Source organism: Streptomyces sp. NPDC079141 (assembly GCF_040686775.1).
In the GTDB taxonomy this organism is placed as follows: domain Bacteria; phylum Actinomycetota; class Actinomycetes; order Streptomycetales; family Streptomycetaceae; genus Streptomyces.
This window is the reverse complement of sequence record NZ_JBFBLP010000008.1, coordinates 46,382-58,898: the sequence shown is the minus strand read 5'-3', so window position 1 is coordinate 58,898 and position 12,517 is coordinate 46,382. Positions and strand designations below refer to the sequence as shown.

Annotated in this window: 8 protein-coding genes; 4 read left to right on the top strand and 4 right to left on the bottom strand. The window is 72.6% G+C overall.

Translation table 11 applies throughout. The features are described from left to right. Positions 1-123: 123 nt before the first annotated feature. From AB0Q90_RS22305 to AB0Q90_RS22295, 3 genes are all read left to right on the top strand, one after another. Positions 124-3,126 (top strand): beta-ketoacyl synthase N-terminal-like domain-containing protein, encoded by a 3,003-nt coding sequence (locus AB0Q90_RS22305; RefSeq protein WP_363159371.1) that lies wholly within the window; start codon positions 124-126, stop codon positions 3,124-3,126. A 257-nt stretch (positions 3,127-3,383) separates the two neighbouring features. Continuing rightward, on the top strand, positions 3,384-5,219 hold the full coding sequence (locus AB0Q90_RS22300) for a non-ribosomal peptide synthetase (RefSeq protein ID WP_363159372.1): 1,836 nt from the start codon (positions 3,384-3,386) through the stop codon (positions 5,217-5,219). Next, positions 5,216-5,974, top strand: coding sequence for a thioesterase domain-containing protein (locus AB0Q90_RS22295; RefSeq protein ID WP_363159373.1), 759 nt, complete (start codon positions 5,216-5,218; stop codon positions 5,972-5,974). Before AB0Q90_RS22300 ends, AB0Q90_RS22295 begins: the two co-directional genes overlap by 4 nt. Here the strand turns inward: AB0Q90_RS22295 and AB0Q90_RS22290 are convergent. Continuing rightward, positions 5,925-7,748: a glycoside hydrolase family 15 protein gene (locus AB0Q90_RS22290; RefSeq protein ID WP_363159374.1), complete on the bottom strand. Its 1,824-nt coding sequence runs from the start codon at positions 7,746-7,748 to the stop codon at positions 5,925-5,927. The two genes, AB0Q90_RS22295 and AB0Q90_RS22290, sit on opposite strands and share 50 nt — an antisense overlap. 32 nt (positions 7,749-7,780) lie before the next feature. Next, positions 7,781-9,682 (bottom strand): alkyl sulfatase dimerization domain-containing protein, encoded by a 1,902-nt coding sequence (locus tag AB0Q90_RS22285; RefSeq protein WP_363159375.1) that lies wholly within the window; start codon positions 9,680-9,682, stop codon positions 7,781-7,783. A 240-nt stretch (positions 9,683-9,922) separates the two neighbouring features. On the opposite strand from AB0Q90_RS22285, the gene AB0Q90_RS22280 reads away from it, so the two are divergent. After that, positions 9,923-10,780 carry a YhjD/YihY/BrkB family envelope integrity protein gene (locus tag AB0Q90_RS22280; RefSeq protein WP_363159376.1) on the top strand — a complete coding sequence of 286 codons (858 nt, stop codon included), beginning with the start codon at positions 9,923-9,925 and terminating at the stop codon, positions 10,778-10,780. A gap of 166 nt (positions 10,781-10,946) precedes the next feature. Here the strand turns inward: AB0Q90_RS22280 and AB0Q90_RS22275 are convergent, their stop codons facing one another. Continuing rightward, entirely contained in the window at positions 10,947-11,543 is a 597-nt protein-coding gene (locus AB0Q90_RS22275) for a sigma-70 family RNA polymerase sigma factor (RefSeq protein WP_363159377.1), read from the bottom strand. Positions 11,544-11,695: 152 nt separating this feature from the next. Further along, entirely contained in the window at positions 11,696-12,313 is a 618-nt protein-coding gene (locus AB0Q90_RS22270) for a hypothetical protein (protein ID WP_363159378.1), read from the bottom strand. Positions 12,314-12,517: the final 204 nt, after the last annotated feature.

The window sequence follows — 12,517 nt, the reverse complement described above, 5'->3', positions numbered from 1 at the left end:
TCGTTTCCTGCCAACCTCCTTTTCACAAGAAGGGGTTGTGAATGACTGCATCATGAATATGATCACGGGGCGACACGGCGGCGGCGCACCACACGACGGAATATCCGGTTTTCCAGCGGCTTGATGGGGGACGTTGTGACGAGTCGGGATCGCTCCTTGGACATCGCGGTCACTGGTATGGCCGCGCGGTTCCCGGGCCCCCGCAGAATCGACGACTGGTGGGATTCCCAGCTCAAAGGGAACGTGCACAGCCGGAGATACACGCGGGACGAGCTGCTCGCGGCCGGAGTGCCCGCCGAGCTGGCCACCGACCCGGACTACGTGCCCGTACGCGGTCATCTCGACGACTGGGACCGCTTCGACCACGACTTCTTCCAGATCCGCAGGCGCGAGGCGGAACTGATGGACCCTCAGCATCGCTGGATGCTGGAGGTGGCCTGGAACGCCCTGGAGGACGCGGGGTACCCGGCCCGCGAGGGCACGGTGGTGACCAGTGTCTACGCGTCCATGTCGGGCAGCGCCTACATGCGCGCGATGGTCCGGGGCGCCGGTGCCGATCCGGGCCTGCTGGACGACATCATCCACGGCACCGAGCCGGACTTCATGGCGAGCCGCGTGGCCTACAAACTCGGCCTGAACGGACCGGCGTTCGCCGTGCAGACGGCCTGTTCGTCCTCGCTGGTGGCCGTGCACCTAGCGGTGCAGGCGCTGCTCAGCGGCGACTGCGACCAGGCCCTGGTGGTGGGCGCCGGGTTCGGCTACCCCCAGGCCGGCTATCTGCACCAGCCGGGCGGCGTGCTGTCCGCCGCGGGTGCCTGCCGGCCCTTCGACCGGCAGGCGGACGGGGTGATCGCCGGGTCCGGCGCGGGCGCGGTGGTGCTGCGCCGCCTGGCGGACGTCACCGCGGACGACCCCGAGCCGTACGGCGTCATCCTGGGCACCGCGATCAACAACGACGGGAACACGAAGGCCGGTTACTACGCCCCGTCCTCCGCGGGCCAGGAGCGCGTCATCGGCGCGGCCCTGGGCGCGGCCGACGTCGACGGCGACTCCATCGGCTATCTGGAGACCCACGGCACCGGCACCCGGGTCGGGGACCCGATCGAGTGGACGGCCGCCAGCACCGCGCTGCGCAGGGCGGGAGCCCGGCCGCACAGTGTGGCGCTGGGCGCCCTGAAGGCCGTCATCGGCCACCTGGACGCCGCCGCGGGGGTCGCCTCGCTGATCAGGGCCCTGCTCGTGGTGCGCAACGGTGTGATCCCACCCGTCGCGGGCTTCACCGCACCCAACCCCCTGCTGGAAACCGAGGACAGCCCCCTCTACATCCCCACCGAGTCCACCCCCTGGACCGGGGAACACCCACGGCGCGCCGGCGTGAGCGCGTTCGGCATCGGCGGCACGAATGCACACGTGGTGCTGGAACAGGCGCCGCCACGTGAGCCGACCGGCGCCGGGGTAGCGCCCCGAAGGGGCGCGGGGAACTGCGCGACCAGTCACGACGGCGCCGCGGCCGACCGACGGCACAGCGCTGCACTTCGAGCGGAGCGCCTGGTGCTCCTCTCAGCCGCGGAGCCCGAAGCGCTCGACCGAGTCTCCGATGGCCTGGCCGCGCACCTCAGGGAGCACGAGCCGGAGCTCGGTGGTGTGTGCGGGACGCTGGTCGGCGGGCGTACGGCCCTGGGTGAGCGGCTCGCGGTCACCGGCAGGACGAGTGCCGAGGTGGCCGAGCGGCTGGCCGACCGGACCGGGGTGGTCCGGGGCAGCGCGCCGGTGACGGGGGCTGCCCCCGTGGTCTTCCTCTTCCCCGGTGGGGGCGCACAGCGCCCGGGGATGGCCGAGCCGTTCACCGTGCTCCCCGGGTTCCGCCGGGCGCTGGACCGTTGCCTCGCGGCCTTCACCTCCCCGCCGGCGGAGCGGATCCGGCAGGCGCTGTTCGACCCGGACTTCCCCGCCGAGGAACTGAACCGGCCCGCGCTGGCGCAGCCGGCCCTCTTCGCCGTGGCCCACGCGGCGGCGACCGCGCTCATGGAGCTGGGGGTCCGGCCGGCCGCGGTGTGCGGGCACAGTTCCGGCGAGATCACCGCGGCCGCCATCGCCGGAGTCTTCGGCGTGGAGGAGGCGGCCGAGTTCATGGCGGCGCGCGGCCGGGCCATGCAGGAGTGCCCGGAGGGCGCGATGGTGGCCGTCGGGGCGGAGGTGAAGCAGGCCCTCGCCCTGGCCGAGGAGTGGGGTCTTACCCTCGACGTCTCTGCGGTCAACGGCCCGGAGTCCTGTGTGCTGGGCGGCCGGGCCGACGACGTGGACGAGTACGTGCGGCGCGTCGGCGACACCTGCTTCGTACGGCGGCTGCGCTACTCCCACGCGGGCCACTCCCGCCTGATCGAGCCCGCGCTGCCCGCGCTGACCCGGGCGATGGAGCGGATCGAACTCCGGCCCACGACCCTGCCGATCGCGCTCAACGTCTCCGGCCAGGTCGTCCCGGCCGGTACCGTCCTCCCCCGCGACATGTTCGTCACGCAGGTCCGGCAGTCCGTGCTGTTCGGCCAGGCCCTGGACTCGCTGGCCGAACACGTGCCGGGCGCCCTGGCCGTGGAGATCGGCCCGGGCCGCGCCCTCGCACCGCTGACGGAGGCGGCCGGCTTCCCCGTGGTCACCCTGGACCCGGGGTCGTCCAGCGCGCTGGGAGCCGTCGGCGCCCTGTGGACCCTGGGGCAGCCGGTCGCACTGGACGAACTGACCGGCGGCAGCGGGCGCAGGACGAGGCTGCCGGGTTATCCCTTCGCGGGGCCGCGCTCGGTGGCCCCGGAGGCCCTCGCCCCGCCCGCCGCGGACGCGGGCCCCGCTCCGGTGCCGGAGGCGCGGAGCGCGGAGCCGGAACCCGAGAGCCCGGCCCCGGTCGTCGACCCGGCGGAGGCCGTGGCCCGGATCTGGGCGGAACTGCTGGGCCGGGACGATTTCCCGGCGGACGCCGACTTCTTCGCGCAGGGCGGCGACTCCCTGCTGATCACCCGGCTCATTCGCAGGGTGAACAGCGAGTTCGGCATCCGTGTCCCCGTGCGCGAGATGCTGACCCGGCGGACGCTGGACGGCCATATCGAGGTGGTGCGTCGACTTCGGGTGAGCTGAAACGCGTGCAGAACGCCTACAGAGCGCCTACAGAATGTAACCGCTAATCAGCTTTCTCCTTTTGGGCGAGCGAACACGATTCGCACTCGCCCCGCGAAACGGATCACAAAATTCCGCTAGCGAACTCACCATCCGGAGTTCGCTGATCGCTTTGGGGAGTTTTTCTTATGTCGGCCCTACAACCGATGAAATCCCAAATAGCCGCGTCAATCGGCGAACCCCTGCCTGAAGACGCGCACGTTCCCGTCCATGAAGCGGTGGCCCGGCAGGCCGCCGACCGTTCCGCCGCGGTCGCCGTGCGCTGCGGCGATCTGGCCGTCACCTACGGCGAGTTGATCTCCTGGTCCCGGCGGCTGTCGCACCGCCTCGCCGCGGCCGGGGTGGGCCCCGGTGACCGGGTCGCGCTCCTCGCCGAGCCCTCCGCCGCGATGATCGCCTCCGTGCTCGGCGTCCTCGGCGCGGGCGCCGCCTATGTGCCCGTAGACCTGGCCCAGCCGGACGCCCGGGTCGCCACGATCCTCGACGACGCCCAGGTGAAGGCCGTCGTGGCAACGGCACACACGCAGGACCGGACGACCGACTCCCCGGTGCCGGTCGTCACGGTCACGGACGTACCCGACGAGGAGCCGGACGCCCCGGCCGCCGACTCCTTCGCCGCCGTGGTCTCCCCGACGGACCCGGCCTACCTCATCTACACCTCGGGCAGTACCGGCGAACCCAAGGGTGTGGTCGTAGAGCACCGCAGTCTCGCCGCCTCGACCCGGGCCCGCCTCATGGTCCACCCGGACCCTCCGACCTTCCTCCTGGTGTCACCGCTGGCCTTCGACTCGTCGGTCGCCGGGATCTGGGGCACCCTCCAGGCGGGCGGCTGTCTGGTCGTGGCGTCCGCCGACGAACTGCGTGACGCCGACCGGCTGGTCTCCCTCGTCAGCCACCACCGCGTGGACCGCACCCTGTGCGTGCCCGCGCTGTACGAGCTGCTTCTCGACGCCGCCGAACGCGCCGGGACGGCTCCCCTGGCCTCCCTGCGGCAGGTGATCGTAGCGGGCGAGGCCCTGCCGCAGTCCCTGGTCGAACGGCACTTCGCGGTCCACTCCGGCGCGGTGGACCTGATCAACGAGTACGGCCCGACCGAGACGACCGTATGGGCCACCTACCACCGCTTCACCGGCGTCGAACCCGTCAGCATCGGCGGCCCGGCCCCCGGCGCCCGGCTCTACGTCCTCGACGACGAGCGCAGGCCCGTACCACCGGGCCTGCAGGGCGAGTTGTTCATCGGCGGAGCCGGCGTGGCACGTGGCTACTTCGGCCGTCCCGAGGCCACGGCGGCGGTCTTCCTCGACGATCCCTTCGCCGGGAAACCCGGCGCGCGCATGTACCGGTCCGGTGACCTCGTGCGCCAAAGCGCGGACGGCGGGCTGGAGTTCATCGGCCGCAAGGACGACCAGGTCAAGGTCCGCGGTCACCGCGTGGAACTCGGTGCGGTCGAGGCGACGTTGCGCCTGCTGGACGGCGTCCAGGAGGCGGTCGTCCTGCCCGACGCGCGGGGAACGGGCCTGATCGGCTTCGTCGCCTCGCGGGAGGGCGCGGACCCGGGCGCGCTGCGCCATGCCCTCGCCGAGAAGCTGCCGCCCGTCATGGTCCCCGGCGATCTGCGGGTCCTGCCGGAACTGCCGCGCAACCTCAACGGCAAGCTCGACCGCGCGCTGCTGCGGACACACGCGGCGCAGCCCGCGGAGCCACCCGCGGCGGCGGCACCCCGCACCGACGATCCGCTCACCGCCCAGGTGACCGCCGCCTGGTCGGAGGTCCTCGGCGTGGCCACGGTGCCGCTGGACGTCAACTTCTTCGATCTGGGCGGCCATTCGCTGGCCATGTTCAAGCTCCAGGACGCGCTGGAGCGGCACTGCGGGCTGCGGCCGTCGATCGTCGCCCTGTTCCAGGAGACCACCGTGGCGGCACAGGCCGCGCTCATCCGCACCAGTCGCGAGGAAGAAGGGGACACGATGCCGTCCGACTCCGCCGAGGCCGCCCGCAGGGCCCGCACGGCCAGGCTCCGCCAGCAGCGCGCCCGGAAGGGGGCCCGACAGTGACCGCTCCCGCCTCGCGCGTGCTGGTGTGCGATACCCCCCGGCCTGCGGCAGCCGTCCGCCTGGTGTGCTTCCCGCACGCCGGGGGCTCGGCCTCCTTCTACCGTTCCTGGGGCCCCGCGCTGCCCGAGGCGGAGGTCCACGCCGTCCAGTACCCCGGCCGCGCCGACCGGATGGACGAGGAACCCCCGCACGATCTCGTCCGGCTCGCCGCGGAGATCGCCGACGCGCTCGAACCGCTGGCGGACCGCCCGCTCGCCTTCTTCGGACACAGCCTGGGCGCCCCCGTGGCCCTGGAGACGGCCCGCGCGCTGCAGAGCCGGGGCATTCACCTCGCGCACCTGTTCGCGTCGGGCTCCCGCGACGCCCCGCTGCCCGTCCTCCCCGACCACGACGACGACCCCGACCAACTGCTCAAGGACCTGGTCAGGATGGGCGGCACCGACGCGGAGATGGCGGCCGACCCGATCTTCCAGGAAGTGGTCCTGCCGTATCTGATCGCCGACGGCCGGATGTTCCACGACTACGCGATGGCGCCCGGGCCGCAGCTCACCTGCCCGGTCACCACCGTCGTCGGCGACCGGGACGACGACGCGGACCTGCGCCCGTGGAGCGCGCTGAGCACCGGGCCCGTCCGGGAGGCCGGTGTCACCGGGAACCACTTCTATCTGATCGCCGATCCGCCGTACTCCCTGCTGCGGGAGGCCCTCACCGCCCCGCCCGGTCCAGCTCCTCGTCCAGCCCCAGAGCTGCCGTGATCAGGGCGAGATGGGTGAACGCCTGCGGGAAGTTGCCCAGTTGTTCGCCCGTGGGGCCGATCTCCTCGGCAAACAGGCCGACATGGTTGGCGTACGTCAGCATCTTGTCGAAGGCATAGCGGGCTTGGTGGAGGCGGCCGGCGCGGGCGAGGGCGTCGACGTAGAGGAAGCTGCACAGGGAGAAGGTGCCCTCGCTGCCGCGCAGTCCGTCGGGGGAGGCGGCGGGGTCGTAGCGCAGGACCAGGCTGTCGGAGACCAGTTCGGCGTCCATGGCGTCGAGCGTGGACAGCCAGCGCGGGTCCCGGGGCGTGATGAAGCCGACCGCCGGCATGAGCAGCAGTGAGGCGTCGAGGACCTCACTGCCGTAGTGCTGGACGAACGCCCCCCGCCGCTCGCTCCAGCCGCGGTCCATGACCTGCCGGAGGACGTCGTCGCGGGCGGTGGTCCAGGCGGTCACGTCGCCGGGGCGGGCCAGCTCGCGCGCCACCCGGATGCCCCGGTCGAAGGCCGTCCAGCACATCAGCCGGCTGTAGGTGAAGTCCTGCCGGCCGCCGCGCGTCTCCCAGATGCCCTCGTCCGGGCGGTCCCAGTTCCGCGCCAGCCAGTCCAGTACGTCGGCCATGCCGCGCCAGTTGTCGTAGCCCATGAAGTGGGCGAGGTCGTCGGTGTTGGTGAGGGCGTGCACGGCTTCGCCGTAGATGTCGAGCTGGAGCTGGTCGGCGGCGCCGTTGCCGATGCGGACGGGTGCCGAGCCGCGGTAGCCCTCCAGGTGGTCGAGGGTCTCCTCGACGAGATGGGGGTCGCCGTCGATGCGGTACATGATCTGCAGCGGCTCGCCGTTGACCGTGCGGCGCTCGCGCAGGCGGTCGCCCAGCCAGTGCCGGAAGGCGTGGGCCTCCTCGGTGAAGCCCAGGCCGAACAGGGCGTTCAGGGACAGGGAGGCGTCCCGGATCCAGGTGTAGCGGTAGTCCCAGTTGCGTTCGCCGCCGAGCTGCTCGGGCAGGCCCGCCGTCATGGCGGCGATCGGGGCGCCGGTGGGGGCGTAGGTGAGCAGCTTCAGGGTGATCGCGGACCGGTGGACCGTCTCCTGCCAGCGGCCCTGGTAGCGGCTGCGGCGGATCCAGCCGTGCCAGAAGGCGCAGGTGGCGTCGAACTCCGCGCGGACGCTCCCGGCCGTCGGCGCGGGGGGCGGTGGGCCGCCCGCGGCGCAGACCGTCAGCACGGCCCCCGCCAGCTGTCCCTGGCCCAGTTCCGCGACGGCGCGCACGTCCTCGCCGTCCCGCTCCAGCTCCACCGGCCCCGCGGTCTGGAGGTGGGCGTCGGTGCCGGGGCCGGCGAAGTGCGCCGTGCCCTCGTGCAGGGTGAGGCGGTGGGCGGCGCGGCCGTAGTCGAAGCGGGGGCGGCAGGCGATCGAGAAGCGGATCCGGCCGCGGGTCACCCGCAGCACCCGGACCAGCCGGTGCCGGTCCGTGGCTGTCTCGGGCCGGTCCACCGCCATGAAGTCGACCACTTCACCGACCCCGTCGGGGGTGAGGAACCGGGTGATGAGCACCGCGGTGTCGGCCAGGTAGAGCTGGCGCGTGGTCACCTCCGCGCCCTCCACGGTGATCGCGAAGTGGCCGCCGCGGTCGTGGTCGAGCAGGGCCGCGAAGATGCTGGGCGAGTCGAACCGCGGGGCACAGAACCAGTCGACGACGCCGTCGGAGGAGACGAGGGCCGCGGTCTGGAGGTCTCCCACCATTCCGTGGTCGGCGATGGGCGGGTAGCGACGCATGGTGACTCCCTCCTGTTCGTTCGGCGGACCGCTCACGGCGTGACGATCGCGAAGTCCGGGTCCGGAGCGGCGAGATACCCGAGCAGTTCGGTGAGCCGGCCCAGGTCGCCGCTGACCTTGATGTCGTCCCGGGCCGCCAGATCGGCCGGGGAGAGGGCACCGAGCAGCACGGCGCGCAGATCCGCCTCGGCGAGGGTGATCTCCACGTCCGGGCCGCCGGCGGCCGGGCCGGTGCCGGTGACCTGGGTGAGGACTCCGTTGCGCAGGCGCAGGGTTACGGGGGCGCCGCCGGTCGGGTTCCAGCGCACGGTGATGTCCGCGTCCCAGCTCCGCGGGCCGTCCACCCGGATGGCGAGCGTGTCGAAGAGCTGCTCCAGGGTCAGCGCCGACAGCAGGTCGGGCGAGGTGGTTCCGGTGGGCGTGCCGATCGGGCCGCGGCGCAGTTCCAGGGCGCCGACGAGGTAGAAGTTGCGCCAGGTGCCGTTCTCGCTGCCGTAGCCGAGCTGTTCGAGGGCGTCGGCCTGGAGGGCGCGTGCCTCGGCGTTGTCCGGGTCGGCGAACACGACGTGGTGGACGACCTGGGCGACCCAGCGGAAGTCGCCGTCGGCGTACGACTGCCGGGCCCGGCGCAGCACTTCGTCGGCGCCGCCCATGAACTCCACGTACCGCTGGGCGGATTCGACCGGCGGATGCTCCCACAGGTGCGCCGGGTTGCCGTCGAACCAGCCCAGGTAACGCTGGTAGACCGCCTTGGTGTTGTGGCTGACCGAGCCGTAGTAGCCGTGGGTGTGCCAGGCCCGCTCCAGGGCCGGCGGCAGCTGCATCCGCTCGGCGATCTCCGGCCCGGTCAGGCCCTGGTTGAGCATGCGCAGGGTCTGGTCGTGGAGGTAGGCGTACAGGTCGCGCTGCTCGGACAGGAAGCCGACGACCCGCTCGCGGCCCCACACGGGCCAGTGGTGCGAGGCGAAGGCCACGTCGGTCGAGTCCGTGAACAGGTCGATCGCCTCGGTGAGGTAGCGCGCCCAGACCCGGGGGTCGCGGACCTGGGCGCCGCGCAGGGTGACCAGGTTGTGCAGGTTGTGGGTGGCGTTCTCCGCCATGCACAGCGCCGCGTGGTCGGGGAAGTGGATGTTCAGCTCCGCCGGGGCCTCGGTGCCGGGAGTGAGCTGGAAGACCATGCGGATGCCGTCGACGGTCTCCGTCTGCCCGGTGCGGGTGATGTCCACGGTGGGCGGGATCAGCCCGACCGAGCCGGTGGACAGGGTCTGCCCTAGACCCGCGCCGATCTGCCCCCGCTCCCCCTTCGGCAGCCCGGCGCCGTACATGTAGGCGGCGCGGCGGTTCATGGCCGTACCGGCGTAGACGTTCTCGCTGACGGCGTGCTCCAGGAAGCCCTGCGGCGCGAACACCGGGACGCCGCCGGCGATGTCCTCGTCCGTCACGACACCGCGGACACCGCCGAAGTGGTCGGCGTGGCTGTGGGTGTACAGCACCCCCGTCACCGGCCGGTCCCCGCGGTGGCCGCGGTACAGGGCGAGCCCCGCGGCGGCCGTCTCGGCGGTCAGCAGCGGGTCGACGACGAGGACGCCGCGCTCGCCCTCGACGATCGTCATGTTCGACAGGTCGAAGCCGCGCACCTGGTAGATCCCCTCGACCACCTCGAACAGACCGTGGTCGGCGCAGAGCCGGCTCTGCCGCCACAGGCTCGGGTTGGCGGTGTCCGGGCAGTCCTGCCCGAGGAATCCGTAGGCCTCCAGGTCCCAGACGACCCGGCCGTCCGCGTGGGTGATGGCCGACTCCCGCGCCGTGCCCATGAAGCCGCGCCGCGCGTCCTTGAGGTCCTGGTCGTCGTCGAAGGGGAACCGCTGCCGTACCGCCTGGTTGGCCTGCGCGATGACCGGCTGCGCGGGCTTGGCGTCGGTGTTCTCGGGCATCTCTGTCTCCCTCGCGGAGGACGGGTGGACTCAGCCACTGCCACCCTCACCCGGGCCCCCCGCCACCACGACCGGGTGTACGCCGTACGGGGGTACGGCGACTCGCCCCGGCCCCCGCCCCGTCCGACACTCGAAGTCCCCCCGCCCGGCGGGCCGGTGACCCGAGGAGACCGATGAGCACGCAGGAGCAGGAGTACGAGCATCCGCGCGTCCGTGGCCTGCGGTGCCGGGGTCTCCGCTGTGCCGACCGATGTCGCGGACCGCATGGCCGGTGAACCGTCGACGCGGGTGGAGCGCCTGCGCACCCGCGCCGAACAGCGCTTCCCCGTCGTGAGCGAACTGACGGGCCGGCTGCTGTCCACGAACCTCCTGGACGCGGCGACCCGGCTCGCGGCCCAGGCGTTCCTGGCCGCGGTGCCGCTGCTGTTCGCCCTCGCCGCGTTCGCCCCGCACGGCGTCCGCGACCAGCTCCGGGAGTCCCTGCGCGCCATGTTCGGGCTGACCGGGCAGTCCGACGGGGAACTTCAGCAGGTCCTCGGCGACTCCGCCGACGACAGCCTGCGCGAGACCAGCGGTGTCATCGGCCTGGCGGTGGCGCTGGTCTCCGCCACCAGCTTCAGCCGGGCCATGGCCAGGGTCTGTGAACGGGCCTGGCGGCTCCCCAAGGCGGGAACCAGGGTCGCGGCCTGGCGCTGGGTGGTGTGGCTCCTGGTGCTGGTGCTGGTCGTCCTGCTCCAGGCGCCCCTGCGCAACGGCTTCGGCGCCGGCCCGTGGCTGGGCATCGTGCTCACCTTCCTGGTGAGCACCGGTGTCTGGCTGTGGACGCAGCGCCTGCTGCTGGCCGGCCGCGTCCCCTGGCTGTCGCTGCTGCCCGGAGCGCTCCTGGCCGGCGCCGCCACCAGCGCCCTCGGCCTGACGGCCCGCATCTACATGCCCACCGCACTCAACCGCGCCCTCCAGGAGTACGGCTCCCTCGGCCTGGTCCTCACCCTGCTGTCCTGGCTGATCGTGGTGTGCGCGGGGGTCACCTTCGCGGTGACCATCGGTGCGGTACTGGCGGAGGAACCACCACTGAAGGGGCTCCTGACGAGGGACTGAGGAACAGGGGGTGCCGTGGCCGCACCCCCCATTCCGAATCAGGCGGCCGCGAGATCCGCATCGCGGTGACCATCGGCGCGGTACTCGCCGAGAACCACCACTGAAGGGGCTCCTGACGAGGGACTGAGCCGCGGGGGGTGCCGTGGCCGGCACCCCCCGTTCCGGCTCAGGCGGCGACCAGGTCCGCCAGCGTCTCCCGGGCCCGCGCCACGCGGGAGCGGACCGTGCCGACCGGGCAGTCGCTGACCTCGGCCGCCTCCGCGTAGGGCAGGCCGAGCAGCTGGGTGAGGACGAAGGCCTCCCGGCGCTCGTCGGGCAGCGAGGCCAGCAGGTCGAGCAGGGCGATGCCGTCGTCGAAGCCAGGCAGGAACCGCGGCTGGGCGTTCTCGACGGCCAGCTGCCAGTCCGGCACGTCGCACAGCCGGGGCCGGGCGGAGGCGTGCCGGTAGCTGTCGATCACCGCGCGGCGGGCGATGGACAGCAGCCAGGCGCGGGCGGAGGAGCGGCCCTCGAACCGGTGCAGGCTGCCGAGCGCCCGCAGGAACGTGTCCTGCGCGAGGTCGTCCACAGCCTGGGGATCGGCGCACAGATGGGCGACGTAGCGCAGGACGTCGCGGTGCAGGGCGCGTACGAGGTGCTCGACCGCGTCCGCGTCACCGCCGCGGGCGGCGAGCGCCCATGCCGTCGTCGACTCGTCGAGCGCTGCCCGTTTCTCGCGGTTTTCGCTGCTCGTGCCGCGGGCGGGCGGGACAGAAGTGATCACGTGGTGTCCTTCTCGTCATCCGTGATCCGGACCGGTGGGCACACGAGGGCGCGGGCGGTCCGGTGAGTGGGGAGACGGCCGTACGGCACCTGCGTGGGCGTACGGCCGAGCCCGGGGCGGCTGTCTGCGCGGCCCCGGGAATCCGGCTGTCGTCAGGCGACAGCGGTCCCCACGGGCGGACCCCGGGAAGTGATCGCGTGGACGAGGAGGAGACGCGGGACGCGCTCCGAGCGGCGCCGGCGCACACGGACGCGCGGCCGCTGCGGGACGGCGGGCAGGGCGAGCGGCAGCCGCAGCGGCGCCGCCAGCCGGCCGGCCACGGCCCGCAGGATGCGGAAGGCGGCCTTCTCGCCGTGGGCCAGCCACAGCCCGGTGAGCAGGGCGGCCAGCAGGTGGGCGGCGAACATGCCGAACGACGACGAGCCGTCGGAGGCGTGCCCCATATCCATGGCATCCGTGGACATGGAATGCATGGGGTGCATGTGTGCCGACCCCATGTCCGCGACAGGACGCTCCTCCGGCTGCGCGAGGGAGAACCCTGTGTGCAGCCCCGTCTGCGCCGCGACCACGACCGCGACGATCAACGGCAGCCCGCGTTCACGCCCCGCCAGACGCCAGCCCACCGCGCCGGTGGCGGCCGCGCCGGCCACCAGCGTCCGTCCGGGCACATGGCTGCCGGACATCATGACGTGCCCCAGGGCGGCGAGCAGCACGCACACGGCCGCGAACACCGCGGCTCGTATCGTGCGAGTACACCACCCTGCTGTCATGGCGCCTCATCTTCGCATCCGGGCACGTTCCGTCAGGTGTGGGTACGGCACCCACCCCTGCCCCGCACTCAGTTCGCGGCCTGTGACCCCCACCACTTGTTCATGTCCGTGAATAAAAATCAAGTACGCGGATATTGACGCGCACACAACACCACTCCCAAGCTTCCCGGAGAAAGCGCTTACCCCCAAGGGGTTTGGCACCCG